General features: G+C 72.7%; 12 protein-coding genes. 7 read left to right on the top strand and 5 right to left on the bottom strand.

The window, feature by feature from the left end; genetic code table 11:
- Positions 1–168: 168 nt before the first annotated feature.
- The 7 genes from ACFVDP_RS38765 (at position 169) to ACFVDP_RS38795 (ending at position 10149) form a co-directional block, all read left to right on the top strand.
- Positions 169–2565 carry a SpoIIE family protein phosphatase gene (locus ACFVDP_RS38765; RefSeq protein ID WP_383500766.1) on the top strand — a complete coding sequence of 799 codons (2397 nt, stop codon included), beginning with the start codon at positions 169–171 and terminating at the stop codon, positions 2563–2565.
- A gap of 37 nt (positions 2566–2602) precedes the next feature.
- Positions 2603–3349: a class I SAM-dependent methyltransferase gene (locus ACFVDP_RS38770; RefSeq protein ID WP_383500769.1), complete on the top strand. Its 747-nt coding sequence runs from the start codon at positions 2603–2605 to the stop codon at positions 3347–3349.
- Between the two features lie 68 nt (positions 3350–3417).
- Complete coding sequence (gene fes, locus ACFVDP_RS38775) at positions 3418–4776, top strand: enterochelin esterase (RefSeq protein ID WP_383500772.1); 1359 nt, start codon at positions 3418–3420, stop codon at positions 4774–4776.
- A gap of 101 nt (positions 4777–4877) precedes the next feature.
- Positions 4878–5711: a M55 family metallopeptidase gene (locus ACFVDP_RS38780; RefSeq protein ID WP_383500775.1), complete on the top strand. Its 834-nt coding sequence runs from the start codon at positions 4878–4880 to the stop codon at positions 5709–5711.
- Entirely contained in the window at positions 5704–7050 is a 1347-nt protein-coding gene (locus ACFVDP_RS38785) for a M20/M25/M40 family metallo-hydrolase (RefSeq protein WP_383500778.1), read from the top strand. Before ACFVDP_RS38780 ends, ACFVDP_RS38785 begins: the two co-directional genes overlap by 8 nt.
- 127 nt (positions 7051–7177) lie before the next feature.
- The gene (locus tag ACFVDP_RS38790) at positions 7178–9226 is read left to right on the top strand and encodes an LpqB family beta-propeller domain-containing protein (RefSeq protein WP_383500780.1); all 2049 of its coding nucleotides are present in this window, start codon (positions 7178–7180) and stop codon (positions 9224–9226) included.
- Entirely contained in the window at positions 9223–10149 is a 927-nt protein-coding gene (locus ACFVDP_RS38795; protein ID WP_383500783.1) for an LD-carboxypeptidase, read from the top strand. The genes ACFVDP_RS38790 and ACFVDP_RS38795 overlap by 4 nt, the downstream gene beginning before the upstream one ends.
- A 260-nt stretch (positions 10150–10409) precedes the next feature.
- Here the strand turns inward: ACFVDP_RS38795 and ACFVDP_RS38800 are convergent, their stop codons facing one another.
- The 5 genes from ACFVDP_RS38800 to ACFVDP_RS38820 form a co-directional block, all read right to left on the bottom strand.
- Positions 10410–11996: a Na+/H+ antiporter gene (locus ACFVDP_RS38800; RefSeq protein WP_383500786.1), complete on the bottom strand. Its 1587-nt coding sequence runs from the start codon at positions 11994–11996 to the stop codon at positions 10410–10412.
- Positions 11997–12171: 175 nt separating this feature from the next.
- Positions 12172–12642 carry a GNAT family N-acetyltransferase gene (locus ACFVDP_RS38805; protein WP_383500789.1) on the bottom strand — a complete coding sequence of 157 codons (471 nt, stop codon included), beginning with the start codon at positions 12640–12642 and terminating at the stop codon, positions 12172–12174.
- Positions 12639–13580 carry an RluA family pseudouridine synthase gene (locus ACFVDP_RS38810; RefSeq protein WP_383500792.1) on the bottom strand — a complete coding sequence of 314 codons (942 nt, stop codon included), beginning with the start codon at positions 13578–13580 and terminating at the stop codon, positions 12639–12641. The genes ACFVDP_RS38805 and ACFVDP_RS38810 overlap by 4 nt, the downstream gene beginning before the upstream one ends.
- A 61-nt stretch (positions 13581–13641) precedes the next feature.
- On the bottom strand, positions 13642–14220 hold the full coding sequence (lspA, locus tag ACFVDP_RS38815; RefSeq protein WP_383500795.1) for a signal peptidase II: 579 nt from the start codon (positions 14218–14220) through the stop codon (positions 13642–13644).
- 129 nt (positions 14221–14349) lie between these two features.
- Positions 14350–15291 carry a TraR/DksA family transcriptional regulator gene (locus ACFVDP_RS38820; protein WP_383500798.1) on the bottom strand — a complete coding sequence of 314 codons (942 nt, stop codon included), beginning with the start codon at positions 15289–15291 and terminating at the stop codon, positions 14350–14352.
- Positions 15292–15695: the final 404 nt, after the last annotated feature.

Raw genomic sequence — 15695 nt, forward strand, 5'->3', positions numbered from 1 at the left:
GTCGTGTCTGCTCATCGACCGAGCAGACGCGACTGCGGCATTTCTGTGGCTGAGCGCGCAGTTCCCCGCGCCCCTGGCGGGGCTCATTTCCGCGCCGAACACCACCAGTTGACCGGCACGGCCGTACCGTGGAAAGAGGCGGCGCACCCGGAGGGAAGGAGCCCGGCGATGCACGGCACCGGTCAAGCCCCGCAGGGACGCGTGCCGCTGGCTGTCGTCGTCGTCGACCGGACCGGCCGCGTCTCGCACTGGAGCACCGGCGCCCGTCGACTGTTCGGCCCGGCCAGGGAACAGGCCGTGGGCAGGCCCGTCACCGACCTGCTCCCCGTCTCCGGCGCGCTGCGCGCGGAGCCCGAAGGGATCTGGGAAGGGATGGGCGACGACCTGGAGGCGTCGCTCGGCGGACAGGGCGGATACCCGACGGCGGGCCGTGCCCGGCTCGACATGAGCGGCGGGACCGGCGAGCGCGTCGACGTGCTGTGGTGGGCGTATCCCCTGGTGGGGCCGGGACCGGAGCGGCTGCTGGTGCTCGCGGCCGACGCCCGCGACCTGGCCGGCGCCGACGGTGCGGAGGAGCGGCGCATCGCCCCCGGTTTCGCCCTGCACACCGACTTCCCCGGCGCCGACGAGCTGGCGCGCGGGCTGCCCGAGATCCTGCCCAGCATGAGCGTGGGGGAGAGCGCCCGGGTCGTCTCCCAGGTCCTCGAACTCGGTTACCCCGTGGTCGAGTTCAGTAGCCACGAGCGGGTTCCGGTCACCGTGGACTGGGGAGTGTCGCGGCGCACGGTGCGCAAGGCGCGGCGGGCGGAGGCGGCGCGCGCCGCGGCGGCGGGGCTGCCGTCCCCGCGCGGGCCGATCGACGACCTGGCCGAGGACCTGGAGTACGCGGCGGTGCGCGAGCGCCTGGAGTTCCTCAACGAGGTGAGCGGACGCATCGGCACGTCCCTCGACCTGTCCCGGACGATCGTCGAAGTGAGCCGCGCCGTCGTCCCGCGCTTCACCGATGTCGCCGGGACGTATCTGCGCGAGCAGGTCGTGGCGGGGGAGGGGTTCCCGGAAGGGCCGCCCGACGACACGACCCTGTGGCACCGCGTCGCCGTCGAGCACACCGACGAGCCCGGGCGCTGGGACGACGTCGTACCGGTCGGCGAGTCCATGCCGTTCCCGGCGCACACCCCGTTCTTCCAGTGCATGACCAGCGGCGAACCGGTCCTCGTCCCGTACATCTCGCGGGAGATGGGAGACGCGATCGCGGCGCAGTTCGAGAAGCGCGACATCCGGCCGCTGATCACCCACCGCTCGATGCTCGTCGTGCCGCTGAAGGCGCGCGACGTCGTCCTCGGGTTCATGATCCTGCTGCGCCACCAGGAGCGGCCCGTCTTCAACGACATGGACCGGGTCACGGGCGCCGAACTCGCCGCGCGCGCAGGCCTCGTGCTCGACAACGCCCGGATGTACACGTACCAGGAGGCGGTCGCCGAGACGCTCCAGGACAGCATGCTGCCGCACATCGAACCGCACATGGCGGGCTGCGACATCGCGACCCGCTATCTGCCGGGCACACTGCTCGGGCGGGTCGGCGGCGACTGGTTCGACTCCGTGAAACTGCCGGGCGCGCGGACCGCGCTCGTCGTCGGTGACGTGATGGGACACGGGCTCAACTCGGCAGCCATGATGGGCCAGCTGAGGACCGCCGTGCAGACCATGTCCGGAATCGGCCTGCCGCCCGCCCAACTCCTGCGCAATCTGGACGACTTGGCGCAGCGGCTCGGCGAGCACTACCTCGCCACCTGCCTCTACGCCGTCTACGACCCGATCGCGGGCGAGCTGCACCTGGCCAACGCCGGGCACATCCCACCGGTGATCGTGCGCGCCGCCGACGGCCGCAGCGCGCTCCTCGAACTGCCCACCGGCGCCCCGATCGGCGTGGGCGGTGTGGCCTTCGAGTCGCTGCGGGTCCCGGTCGCGCCCGGCGACCGCCTCGTGATGTGCACCGACGGCCTGGTGGAGGTGCGCGGCGAGGACATCGGCGTAGGACTGGCCACGCTCTGCGAGTCCGCCGCGCACCCGGCCGCCTCCATGGACGACGCGTGCGACGCCATCATCCGCGCCCTCGGCGTCCGGGGCGGCCGCAAGGACGACGTGGCGCTCCTCATGGTCCGCATGGGCGGCATCGAGGACGGCGACGTGGCCCACTGGGAGCTGGCCCCCGAGCCGTGCGAGGTGCCGCGTGCCCGCGCGCTCGTACGGCGACAGCTCGTGGACTGGGGGCTGTCGGGCATCGAGTACACGGCCGGGCTGCTGGTCACGGAACTGGTCACGAACGCGGTGCGGCACGCCCCGGGCGGTCCCGTCCAGCTCCGGCTGGTGCGCTCGGGCACCCTGCTGTGCGAGGTCGAGGACACCGAGCACACGCTGCCGACCCTGCTCGGCGCGGGCCCCGGCGAGCAGCTCGGCCGTGGACTGCGCGTCGTGGCGCGGCTGGCGCGCGCGTGGGGCGCGAGCCGTACCTGTACGGGCAAGACGGTGTGGTTCGAGCTGGCACCGCCCCGCGCACCGAGCTGAACCGCACGCCGTCCCGGGCTTTCCATGGGGAGGGTTCATGAGCGTGACCGAGCGCTACAAGGGGGCGTGGGAGAGTTTCTGGCGGGACGCCTCCGACGAGCCCGGGAGCGTCTTCTGGGACGCGGAGCCCGCTCTGGCCGTGGGGCTGCATCTCGCGCTGTTCGCAACGGAGTTGACGGCCTCCGGCCTGCCCGTGGTGGACCTCGGCTGCGGCAACGGCACCCAGACCCGCTTCCTCGCCGACCGCTGCCCGAAGGTCGTCGGCGTCGACCTGTCCGCCGCCGCACTCGACCGGGCCCGCCGCGCCGACCCCGCCGGACGCGCCGAATACCGGCAGCTCGACGCCACCGACCACCGTCAAGTCCACGAGCTGCACGCCGAGTTGGGTGATGCGCACGTCTACGTGCGCGGCGTGCTGCACCAGAGCGAGCCCGCCGACCGGCAGGCCCTGGCCGACGGGATCGCGGAGCTTGTCGGGCGGCGGGGGCGCGCCTTCGTCGTCGAGCCGTCGGAGCGGGCCCGGCCGGTCCTGCGCGGCCTCGCCGAGGCTCCGGCCGGGCCGCCGCCCAAGCTGGTCCCCGTCCTCGCGCACGGCATCGCGCCCGCCGAGGTCTCCGACGCGGCCGTGCGCAGCTGTGTCGCCGCGGCCGGGCTCGCGGTGTTCGCCGCGGGGGAGCTGCCGCTGATCACGACCGAGTACACCCCGGACGGCAGCCGGATCGAGCTGCCCTCCCAGTGGCTGGTGGCGGGACGCCCACCGGAGGAACCCGAAATCCTCAGGTGATAACTTAGCTAAGGCTAAGCTAAGTAACCAGAAGAAGGCCGAGTAATCAGGAGATGGTGGTGCAGGCGATGGGCACGCCTCCGGTCGCGTCCGACCTCTCGTGGGTGGCGGACCCGGTCCGGCCCCGCCCGGCCGTCGGCGCCCGTGTCGCACGCCTCCTCGGCGACCTGGCGGGCCTCGACGGCGCCGGCGGTGCCGACGGGGCACGCCGCGCCGAACTCGTCGACGCCTTCTGGGCATCGGTCGCCCGGCTCGGCGCGCCGCTGGTCGAGCCGATCGAGAACGAGCCGGGCCACCACACCCTCACGTTCCTGTACCGCGGCCACCGGGCGACCCGGCACGTCCTGCTGTTCAGCAACCGCCTCGCCGACCGGGCCCGTCTCGCCGACTCCCTGCTGCACCACATCCCCGGCACCGACATCTGGCACCTCGGCTTCCGGCTGCGTGCCGACCACCGCGGCGCCTACCGGATCGCCGCCGACGTCTCGGCCGGTGAGCCGCCCGCCGACCCCGACCGGCTCCAGCGGTTCCTGCGCACGCTCCAGCAGTACGCCGGTCCCGACCCGCTCAACCCCCGCACCATTCCCACTCGTTGGGGCGGCCACGACTGCTCCGTCTTCGCCCTGCCGGACGCGCCGGTGCGCCGCTGGGAGGGCCGTGCTCGCCAGGTGCCCCGGGGCAGGGTCGAGCGGCACCGGCTGGACAGTCCCGCGCTCGGCGGCGAGCGCGACGTGTGGGTGTATATGCCGCCCGCGCCCACCAGGCGCGATCTGCCCGTGGTCGTCCTCGGCGACGGCGACATGTGGCTCGGCGGCGGCGACGGCCTGGGGCTGCGGAACTCCCTGGACCGGCTGATCGCCGACGGCACCCTGCCGCCGCTGATCGTCCTCGCCCCCGACTCCGTCGACAACGCCACGCGCTGGCGCGAGATGGGCGCCCGCGACGCGTACGTCACCTTCCTCGCCGACGACCTGCTGCCCTGGGCCGCCGGACGCTGGCCGCTCACCACCGACCCGCGCCGCACCGTCGTCGCGGGCCAGAGCCTCGGCGGGCTGACCGCGCTGTACGCGGGCCTGGTGCGGCCCGAGCGTTTCGGCAACGTCCTGGCCCAGTCGCCGTCCCTGTGGTGGCATCCCGGACTGCCCACCACCGGCGGCGTGCCGCAGACCCCGGTCGTCGGCGTCCCCTGGCTCGTGCGGCGCTACGCCGAGGTCGCGCCCCACGATCTCACCGTGCACATGGACGTAGGACTGCACGAGGGCCCGATGGTCGGCTACTGCCGCGCCCTGTACGAGACCCTCGACGGGTCCGGGCACCGGGTGACACTGGAGGAGTTCAACGGCGGCCACGACTACGCCTGTTGGCACGGCGCACTCATCGACGCACTCGTACGGATGCTGGCCCCCGACGCGCGACAGGGCCTCTGACGAGGCAGAACTCCGCTTAACGGGTAAGACATTGGTCTATACCCCTGAGAGTTATCCACAGGCCTGGTGAGGCGCGCCCGGATCCGCGTACGGTGCAGGGCATGAAGATCCTCATCAGCGCCGACATGGAGGGCGCGACGGGTGTGACCTGGCCGGCGGACGTCCTGCCGGGCACACCGCAGTGGGAGCGCTGCCGCTCGCTGTTCACCTCGGATGTGAACGCGGCGGCGCTCGGCTTCTTCGACGGCGGCGCCGACGAGGTGCTCATCAACGAAGCGCACTGGACGATGCGCAATCTGCTGCTCGAGCGGCTCGACGAGCGCGTCGAGATGCTGACGGGCCGCCACAAATCGCTCTCCATGGTCGAGGGCGTCCAGCACGGCGACGTCGACGGCATCGCGTTCATCGGCTACCACGCGGGCGCGGGCATGGAGGGCGTCCTCGCACACACCTATCTGGCGAACCAGATCACGGGAGTGTGGGTGAACGACGCGCGCGCGAGCGAAGGACTGCTCAACGCGCATGTGGTGGCCGAGTACGGCGTGCCCGTCGTCCTCGTCACCGGCGACGACCACGCCTGCGACGACGCGCTCGGCTACGCGCCGGAGGCCCGCAAGGTCGCCGTCAAGGACCACGTCTCCCGGTACGCGGCGGTGTGCCGCACCCCGGCGCGCACGGCCGCCGACATCCGGGCCGCCGCCAAGGACGCCGCGTCCCTCGCCGTGCGGCACGAGCCGGTGCGGGGCGGCCCGTTCACGATCGAGGTCGAGTTCGACGCCGAGCACCTCGCCATGGCGTCGACCGTCGTGCCGGGCGTGCGGCGCGTCGGCGAGCGCAGGATCGCTTACACCCACGAGACCATGTACGACGGCATCCGCACCTTCAAGGCGGTCACCACGATCGCCTCGGCCGCGGTGGAGGAACAGTATGGCTGAGCAGACCCTGACGACCGCCGACGTGGACCAGCAGGCACTCGACGAGGTCGTCACCTTCACCTCCGAGCTGATCCGCATCGACACCACCAACCGCGGCGGCGGCGACTGCAAGGAGCGCCCCGCCGCCGAGTACGCGGCCGCCAAGCTCGCCGAGGCGGGCCTGCGGCCGACGATCCTGGAGCGCACCCCCGGCCGCGGCAATGTCGTCGCCCGGATCGAGGGCACCGACCCGACCGCCGACGCCCTCCTGGTCCACGGCCACCTGGACGTCGTACCGGCCGAGGCCGCCGACTGGAGCGTGCACCCGTTCTCCGGCGAGATCCGCGACGGCGTGGTGTGGGGCCGCGGCGCGGTCGACATGAAGAACATGGACGCGATGATCCTCGCGACCGTACGCGCATGGGCCCGCGTCGGATTCCGGCCGCGCCGCGACATCGTCATCGCCTTCACCGCCGACGAGGAGGCCAGCGCCGAGGACGGCTCGGACTTCCTCGCCGACCGGCACGCCGACCTCTTCGAGGGCTGCACCGAGGGCATCAGCGAGTCCGGCGCCTTCACCTTCCACGACGGGCGGGGCAAGCAGCTCTACCCGATCGCGGCGGGGGAGCGCGGCACCGGCTGGCTCAAGCTCACCGCGCGCGGCAGGGCGGGCCACGGCTCCAAGGTGAACCGGTCCAACGCGGTGTCGCGGCTCGCCTCCGCCGTCGCCCGCATCGGCGACCACGAATGGCCGCTGCGGCTCACCCCGACCGTGCGCGCCGCGCTCACCGAGATGGCCTCCGTCTACGACATCCCGGCCCCGGACTTCGACGCGCCCGGCTTCGACGTGGACGCGCTGCTGACCGCGCTCGGCCCGGCCGCCGACCTCGTCGCGCCGACCGTGCGCAACAGCAGCAACCCGACGATGCTGTCCGCCGGATACAAGATCAACGTGATTCCGGGTGAGGCCGTCGCGCACGTCGACGGCCGCCATCTGCCGGGCACCGAGGACGAGTTCCGGGCCACCCTCGACATGCTCACCGGCCCGGACGTCGACTGGGAGTACTACCACCGGGAGGTGGCCCTCCAGGCACCGGTCGACTCGCCCACCTACCGCAAGATGCGTGCGGCGGTCGAGGCGTTCGCGCCCGAGGGGCACGTCGTCCCGTACTGCATGTCGGGCGGCACGGACGCCAAGCAGTTCTCCCGGCTCGGCATCACCGGCTACGGATTCGCACCGCTCAAGCTCCCCGAGGGCTTCGACTACCAGGCGCTCTTCCACGGCGTCGACGAGCGGGTCCCGGTGGAGGCACTGCACTTCGGGGTGCGGGTCCTCGACCGGTTCCTGCGCACGGTCTGAACCCGAAGACGCGCACACCCCGGACCTGAGGACGCGGTCGGGTCCCGAAGAACAGAAGACGGACTAGGAAAAGATGGCGGACGCGAAGAACATGGGGGCTTCAGGACCAATGGGGGGCGGGGACGACATGGTGCAGACCCAGGCGTACGGCTCCTGGCCGTCGCCGCTGGACGCGGCGCTCGCCGCCGCGCACGACGGGCAGCCCGAGTACGTCGGGTTCGTCGGCGACGAGGCCTGGTGGACGGAACCGCGGCCGGCCGAGGGCGGCCGCAGAGCGCTGGTGCGGCGCCGGCCGGACGGCGCGGAGGAGTCCGTACTGCCCGCGCCGTGGAACGTGCGCAGCCGCGTCATCGAGTACGGCGGCCGCCCCTGGGCCGGCGCCGAGCGCCCCGAGGGCCCCCTGCTCGTCTTCGTGAACTTCGCCGACCAGCGGTTGTACGCGTACGAGCCCGCCGCGCCGGAGCGGGACCCGCGCCCGCTCACCCCGGTCTCCGGCATCGGCGGCGGCCTGCGCTGGGCCGACCCGCAGCTCCACCCCGACCGGGGCGAGGTCTGGTGCGTCCTGGAGGAGTTCACGGGAGACGGCCCGAGCGACGTGCGCCGGGTGATCGCCGCCGTGCCGCTGGACGGCTCGGCCGCCGACGACCGCGGCGCGGTGCGCGAACTCACCGACAGCGCTCAAAGGGCTCACCGGTTCGTCACCGGCGCCCGGCTCTCGCCCGACGGCCGGCGCGCCGCCTGGATCGCCTGGGACCACCCCCGGATGCCGTGGGACGGCACCGACCTGCTGCTCGCGGAGGTCGCCGACGACGGCACGTTCGGCCCCGCGCGGACCGTCGCGGGCGGCACCGAGGAGTCCGTCTGCCAGGTGGAGTGGGCGCCGGACGGCGCGCTGCTGTTCTCCAGCGACCGCGGCGGCTGGTGGAACCTGTACCGCATGGAGATCGCCGTCGGGCCCGCCCCCGGCGCCATCCCCGGCACACCCGCGCGGCCCGCGCTGCTCTCCACCACCCGTGGCCTGTGCCCCCGCGAGGAGGAGTTCGGCGGGCCGCTGTGGAAGATCGGCCTGAGCTGGTTCAAGCCCCTCGCCGCCGGCCTGATCGCCGTGGTGCACGGAGTCGGCGCCACCTCGCTCGGCATCCTCGACCCGGCGACCGGCGAAGTCGTCGACGCGGCCGGACCCTGGACCGCCTGGGCGGCGTCGCTCGCCGTGCACGGCACCCGGGTCGTCGGCGTCGCCGCCAGCCCGCGCACCGGACACGAGGTCGTCGAACTGGACACCAGCACCGGACGCACCCGCGTGATCGGCGCGGCGCACACCGACCCGGTCGACCCGGCGTACTACCCCGAGCCGCAGATCCGCACCTTCGACGGCCCCGACGGGCGCGACATCCACGCCCACATCTACCCGCCGCACAGCCCCACCCACGCCGCCCCCGACGACGAACTGCCGCCGTACGTCGTCTGGGCGCACGGCGGCCCCACCGGCCACGCCCCCCTCGTCCTCGACCTGGAGATCGCCTACTTCACCTCGCGCGGCATCGGCGTCGCCGAGGTCAACTACGGCGGCTCGACCGGATACGGCCGGGAGTACCGCAACCGGCTGCGCGAGCAGTGGGGCGTCGTCGACGTCGAGGACTGCGCGGCCGTCGCGCTCGCCCTCGCCGACGAGGGCACCGCCGACCGCGGCCGGCTCGCCATCCGCGGCGGCAGCGCGGGCGGCTGGACCAGTGCCGCCTCCCTGACCAGCACGGACGTCTACGCCTGCGGCACCGTCATCTACCCGATTCTGGACCTCACCGGCTGGGCCGAGGGCGAGACCCACGACTTCGAGTCGCGCTACCTGGAGACACTGATCGGCCCGCTCGCCGACGTCCCCGCGCGCTACGCGGAGCGCTCCCCGTCCGAACACGCCGACCGGCTCACCGCCCCCTTCCTGCTCCTCCAGGGCCTCGACGACGTGATCTGCCCGCCGGTCCAGTGCGAGCGGTTCCTGGCGCGGATGGAGAGCGAGGGGCGGCGCGTCCCGCACGCCTACCTCACCTTCGAGGGGGAGGGGCACGGGTTCCGGCGCGCCGACACCATGATCCGCGCGTTGGAGGCCGAACTCTCCCTGTACGCGCAGGTGTTCGGCCTGCATCCGACGGGCGTCCCGGTTCTGGAGCTGACCAAGTGACGTCGTTGGTCAGGGCCGAGCGGCTCGCTCCCGGCGCGCGCGTCGCCGTCGTCGCGCCGAGCGGGCCGGTCCCCGAGGAGCGGCTCAAGGCCGGCCTGGACATCCTGCGCGGCTGGGGCCTGGAGCCGGTCGTCGCGCCCCATGTCCTCGACGTGCACGACCGGTTCGACTACCTCGCGGGCTCCGACGCCGACCGCGCCGCCGATCTCCAGCGGGCCTGGTGCGACCCCGAGGTGGACGCCGTGCTCTGCGCCCGGGGTGGCTACGGCGCCCAGCGCATGGTCGATCTCCTCGACTGGACGGCGATGCGGGCCGCGCGGCCCAAGGTGTTCGTCGGGTACAGCGACATCACCGCGCTGCACGAGGCGTTCGCCGTGCGGCTCGGGGTGAGCACGCTGCACGGGCCGATGGTCGCCGCCGCCGACTTCCTCGAGAACGCCCGCGCGCAGGGGCATTTGCGGGCGACGCTGTTCGAGCCGGAGTCCGTGCGGGTGATCGGTGCTCCGGGTGGGGGGCGGGTTCTGGTGCCCGGGACCGCACGCGGGGTGACGCTCGGCGGTTGTCTGTCGCTGCTCGCCGCCGATCTGGGGGCGCCGTTCGCCCGTCGGTCCGCTCGGGGTGGGTTGCTGTGTCTGGAGGACGTGGGCGAGGAGACCTATCGCCTCGACCGGTATCTGACCCAGCTGTTGCGCGCGGGGTGGTTCGAGGGGGTTTCGGGGGTGCTGCTCGGGTCGTGGGCCGAGTGTGACGATCCGGGGCTGGAGGATCTGCTCGCCGATCGGCTGGGGGGTCTCGGGGTGCCGGTGGCCGACGCTTTCGGGTTCGGGCACGGGGACGGCGCGCTGACGGTTCCCCTCGGAGTGGCTGGTGAACTGGATGCCGGGGCCGGTGTGCTGACCTTGGACGAGCCTGCTCTGCGCTGAGAGGCTGCGTCGTTGGGCGCGGCTCCGGTGGGGCTTCTCGCGCAGTTCCCCGCGCCCCTGGAGCGTGCGCTGCGCGCTGCTCGTCCCGTTGTCGGGTGCGGCTTGCGTCGTGGCTGGTCGCGCAGTTCCCCGCGCCCCTGGAAGCGAGCTTCGCTCGCCCAGGGGCGCGGGGAACTGCGCGAGAAGCGGCCACCGGCCCGCATCCGAAGAACCACCCCGAGGCGCGGGGCACCACAAGTCCCCCGCCACCCCCGGCAGGGCTAGCGCAGGCTCCGCACATCCAACTGCCGCAGCACCCGGTCCACGACCTCCGGATTGGCCCCGGGCTCACTGCGCGCCGCCAGCACCTCGTGCCGCGCGGCCGACATCATCTCGGCCTGGATCCGCCGAACCCGCTTGATCCTCTTGTACCGCTTCGCCTGCGACTCCCGCCGCTCCTCGGCACCCATCTCGGGATTGATGCGCAGCCCGATGTCGTACGCCCGCCGCAGCATCTGCTCCTGCACCTCGGCCGGCAGCTCCTCGACCTCCTCGATCTCCTTGTACCGCCGCTTCGCGGCCTTCGCGGCGCGCAGCGCCAGCTCCTTCTCGTACTCCTGCTCCGCCTCGGTGTCGGCCCGCACCTTCAGCTTCTTCACCAGCCAGGGCAGGCTCAGCCCCTGGAGCACGAGGGTCGCCATGATGACGCCGAAGGCGATGAAGACGATCTCGTCGCGGTCGGGGAAGGCCGACCCGTCGTCCATCGTCAGCGGGATGGCGAGGGCCAGCGCCACCGACGCCACCCCGCGCATCCCCGACCACCACATGACGACGGTCTCCCGCCAGGTCACGGGGATGTCCTCGTCGAAGTCGCGGCGCGCGTGCATCCGTTTGGTCACCCAGGTCATGGGCGCGAGCCACAGCAGCCGTACGACGATGACGACCGCTACGACCGCGGCCGACCAGCCCAGCATCTCGCCCCAGCGGCCCTGCGCGGTCCTGATGACGTTGTGCACCTCGAGTCCGATGAGCCCGAAGGCGACGCCGGTGACGAGGGTGTCGACGACGTCCCAGAAGGCGCGGCCGGTGAGCCGGGTCAGCACGTCGTCGGCGTCGAAGGCGTGCTCGGCGAGGAAGATCGCCGTGGTCAGCACGGCGAGCACGCCCGAGCCCTTGAGTTCCTCGGCGAGGACGTAGGAGGCGTACGGGATGAGGAGGGTCAGGCCGATCTGGAGGGTGGCGTCGCCGAGGTAGGACATGAGCTTGTTGGCGGCCCAGCCGAGCCCGAAGCCGATGCCGATCGCGACGACCGCGGACAGGACCAGGTCGAAGGCGGCCCGCGGCAGCGAGAACGTTCCGCTGACGGCGGCGGCGATGGCGACGTGGTAGAGCACGATCGCCGTCACGTCGTTGAACAGCCCCTCGCCCTCCAGGATCGACACCATCCTTCGGGGCAGCCCGAGTTGACCCGCGACGGCGGTCGCGGCGACCGGGTCGGGCGGCGCCACCAGGGCCCCGAGCGCGACGGCCGCGGCGAGCGACAGACCGGGCACCACGGCGTTCGCGACGAAGGCGACCGCGGCCGTGGTGACGAAGACGAGGGCGACGGCGAGCAGGAAGATGGGCCGCTTGTTGGCCGCGAACTGACGCCAGGACGTGCGGTGCACGGCCGCGTAGAGCAGCGGCGGCAGCACGAGCGGCAGGATCAGGTCGGGGTCGATGTCGACGTTCGGAACGGCCCGGATCAGGGCGAGGACGATGCCGAGCAGGGTCATCAGGATGGGCGCGGGCAGCTTGAGCCGGTCGCCGAGCGGCACGCTCAGGACGGCCCCGAGCAGCAGCACGAACAGCAGGGCCAATTGATCCACGGATGCTCCGACCAGGCTCGACGATCACGTACGGTCCGGCGTCCAGGGTGCCACGCGATACGGGGCAAAACGGCCTGACAGCGGTGCGTGGATCACGAATTCGGGCACCGTGGCGCGGCGGAGCGGCCGACCGCGGCCGACCCGGTCCGGAGCAGGACCGGTCGGCAATCAGCAATCAGCGGATCGTCTTGCGCATCGCCCGGTGCGGAATCCCGGCATCCGGGAACTCCGGCCCGTACACCTCGTACCCGAGCCGCTCGTAGAACCCCAGCGCGTGGGTCTGGGCGTGCAGATCGACCGCCGCGAGCCCGCGGTCCCGGGCCGCGTCCTCGATGGCCCCGACCAGAGCGGCGCCCACACCGAGGCCCCGCGCGACCTTGGCCACGGCGAGCCGGCCGAGGGCGCCGACGTCCTCGGCCCCGCCGTTCTTCACCGCGGCGGCGGCGCCGGTCAGCAGCCGCCCGGTGCCGAGCGCGGTGCCGTCCTCCCGGACGGCCAGCACGTGCACGGCGTCCGTGTCGTACTCGTCGTACTCCAGCTCCTGCGGCACGCCCTGCTCGGTGACGAAGACGTCCCGGCGGACGGCGAAGCAGGCCTCACGGTCCGCTTCGGACTCGGCGACGCGCAGCTCGATCACGGCGCTCACGAGCTCTCCGCCCGGACCCGGTCCAGCGCCGTCTGGAGGTCTTCGGGGTACTCGCTGGAGAACTCGACCCACTGGCCGTCGGACGGGTGCTCGAAGCCGAGACGCACCGCGTGCAGCCACTGGCGGGTGATGCCGAGCCGCTTGGCGAGCGTCGGGTCGGCGCCGTACGTCAGGTCGCCGACGCACGGGTGCCGGTGCGCGGACATGTGCACGCGGATCTGGTGCGTGCGGCCCGTCTCCAGCTTGATGTCCAGCAGGGAGGCGGCGCGGAAGGCCTCGATGAGGTCGTAGTGCGTGACGGAGGGCTTGCCCTCGGCGATCACGGCCCACTTGTAGTCGTGGTTCGGGTGCCGGCCGATGGGGGCGTCGATCGTCCCGCTCATCGGGTCGGGGTGGCCCTGCACCAGTGCGTGGTAGCGCTTGTCCGGGACGCGCTCCTTGAACTGGCGCTTCAGCGACGTGTACGCCCGCTCGGACTTGGCGACGACCATCAGGCCGGAGGTGCCGACGTCGAGCCGGTGCACGATGCCCTGGCGCTCGGCGGCGCCCGACGTCGAGATCCGGTATCCGGCGGCGGCGAGGCCGCCGATCACGGTCGTGCCGGTCCAGCCGGGGCTGGGGTGGGCGGCGACGCCCACCGGCTTCACGATGACGACGATGTCGTCGTCGTCGTGCACGATCTCCATGCCCTCGACGGGCTCGGCGACGATCTGGACCGGAGCGGCCGCCTGCGGCATCTCCACTTCGAGCCAGGCCCCGCCGTGCACCCGCTCGGACTTGCCCACGACCGAGCCGTCGACCGTCACCTTCCCGGCGGCGGCGAGCTCGGCGGCCTTGGTACGGGAGAAGCCGAACATGCGGGAGATGGCGGCGTCGACGCGCTCGCCCTCCAGGCCGTCGGGCACGGGCAGGGTTCGGATCTCGGGAATCGTGCTCACCCGTCGAGTATGCAGGAGCGCACCGACACTCCCGAACCGCAGCCCCCGCCCGCGGTACCCCTCAGTCCTTGTGGACGGTGCCGTCGGGGTCGATCCCGCGGAAGGACAGCAGCACGATCAGGATGCCGCCGCACACGATCGCGGAGTCGGCCAGATTGAACACCGGGTAGTGCTTCGGCGCGATGAAGTCGACGACGGCGCCCTCGAAGACACCGGGCGCCCGGAAGATCCGGTCGGTGAGATTGCCGAGGGCCCCGCCGAGCAGCAGCCCGAGCGCGATCGCCCAGGGCGTGCTGTAGAGCTTCTTCGCGAGCCGCACGATGACGACGATCACAGCCGCCGCGATCACGGTGAAGACGATCGTGAAGGCCTCGCCCACGCCCCAGGCGGCACCCGGGTTGCGGATCACTTCCAGCTGGAGCCAGTCGCCGAGGACCCGGATGGAGTCCTGGTGCTCCAGCTTCGCGACCACGATGAGCTTGCTCACCAGGTCGAGGGCGTACGCGAGCGCCGCCACGGCGAGCAGCACGACGAGCCGCCGCCTGCCCTTGGGCCGCTCGGCGGCGGCCTCCAGCTCGGGCTCGACCGCCCCCGTCTCAGAGGAATCCGGCGTACCGATGACGCGCTCCGCTTCTGCCACGTGAGTCCCTCAACCTAGTACCTGACTGGGGACGAGAGTACGGCACACGTGTGCGGCCGTACGAGGACGGTACGGCCGCGACCCGGCTGCTTCCTGGCTGCGCGACGACTGTGCGAAGGCTGCCGACGCTCAGTAGCGCCGCTCCTGCTTCTGCTTGCACTCCACACACAGGGTCGCCCGCGGGAAGGCCTGCATCCGTGCCTTGCCGATCGGGTTCCCGCAGTTCTCGCAGAGTCCGTAGGTGCCGGCGTCGAGCCGCTCCAGCGCCCGCTCGGTCTGGATGAGCATCTCGCGCGCGTTGGCCGCCAGCGCCATCTCGTGCTCGCGCGTGATGTTCTTCGTGCCCGTGTCGGCGTCGTCGTCCCCTGCGCCGTCCCCGGAGTCCCGCATCAGACCGGCGAGGCCCTCCTCGGCCGTGGCGATCTCGCTGCCGAGCCGCAGCACCTCGCTCTGCAGCTCGGCGCGCGCCTCCGCGACCTCGTCCGGGGTCCAGGGCTCCTCGCCGGGCCGGACGGCCAGCTCGCCGGGTTCGGCGGCGGCCCCCCGCGCCTTGGGAACCGCTTCGGGCTTCTTGGCCGCCGTGGCCGTCCCCTGAGTCTTCTTCGCAACCACCGTCGTGGCTCCCGTCGTCTTCGCGGCCTCGGCCGCGTCCTCGGCCGCGGAGGCGACCGCCTTCTTCGTCGCGCTCTTCGCGGCCCGGCTCCCGCTGCCCTGCGCCTTCGCGGCAGCGCTCTTCGCGGACGCGGTCTTCTTCGCCGCGCTCGCCGTACTCGCCGCGCTCTTCGTGGTCTTCGTGGTCTTCTTCGCCGGCGCCGCGCTCTTGGTGCTCTTCGTGCTCTTCGCGGGCGCGTCCTTCTCGGCGGCGCTCTTGGCCGGCGCGGCTCTCCCGCTCGCCGCCTCGGTCGCCTTGCCGGTCGCCTTGCCGGTCGTCGTCGACCGGGTGCTCTTCTTGCCCCCCACGTCCTTCCCGGCCCCGCCGGAGGCAGTGGCACGGGCCGCTCCGCCGGAGGCACCCGAGCCCGTCGGTCTGTCGGACGTCGACTGCTGAACGGCGGTCTTTTTCGCCACCATGGCCGCGGCCCCTTCACAAATTGTGATCTTGCTCGCGAATCGTGCTGGGACGATAAATCGACTCCGGGCCCGCGGCAACGGGACATCCGCCCCGGCACACCCCCCGCGCAACGGTCCGGCGACCGCCGCGCGACGAACCTGCAAGCGTTGTGCCCAGCTCCCCGCCTGGTAATCCGCCCGCCGCCCGCCCACGCCGCACCCGCCGACCGGCCGTCCGGGACCCGCCCGCGCGCGTGTCGGCATTCGGGTCACCCGGCACGGCCGTCCGGCCCCGCCGCGGACCCCAGGAAAACCGGTCGGCCTCCCCTTCCCCGGCGCCGTACACTGGGCGCAGCGAGAAGCATGGATGGGGACGAGTAGCGGCGTACGCAGCCAGGAGCGACCCGGGGTCGGTGGAAGCCCGG

Source organism: Streptomyces sp. NPDC057694 (genome assembly GCF_042799415.1).
GTDB lineage: Bacteria > Actinomycetota > Actinomycetes > Streptomycetales > Streptomycetaceae > Streptomyces.

Bases quoted from the DNA above. Each gene is read 5' to 3' on its own strand.
- ACFVDP_RS38765 (WP_383500766.1), top strand. From the start codon at position 169: ATGCACGGCACCGGTCAAGCCCCGCAGGGACGCGTGCCGCTGGCTGTC.
- ACFVDP_RS38770 (WP_383500769.1), top strand. From the start codon at position 2,603: ATGAGCGTGACCGAGCGCTACAAGGGGGCGTGGGAGAGTTTCTGGCGG.
- fes (WP_383500772.1), top strand. From the start codon at position 3,418: ATGGGCACGCCTCCGGTCGCGTCCGACCTCTCGTGGGTGGCGGACCCG.
- ACFVDP_RS38780 (WP_383500775.1), top strand. From the start codon at position 4,878: ATGAAGATCCTCATCAGCGCCGACATGGAGGGCGCGACGGGTGTGACC.
- ACFVDP_RS38785 (WP_383500778.1), top strand. From the start codon at position 5,704: ATGGCTGAGCAGACCCTGACGACCGCCGACGTGGACCAGCAGGCACTC.
- ACFVDP_RS38790 (WP_383500780.1), top strand. From the start codon at position 7,178: ATGGTGCAGACCCAGGCGTACGGCTCCTGGCCGTCGCCGCTGGACGCG.
- ACFVDP_RS38820 (WP_383500798.1), bottom strand. From the start codon at position 15,291: ATGGTGGCGAAAAAGACCGCCGTTCAGCAGTCGACGTCCGACAGACCG.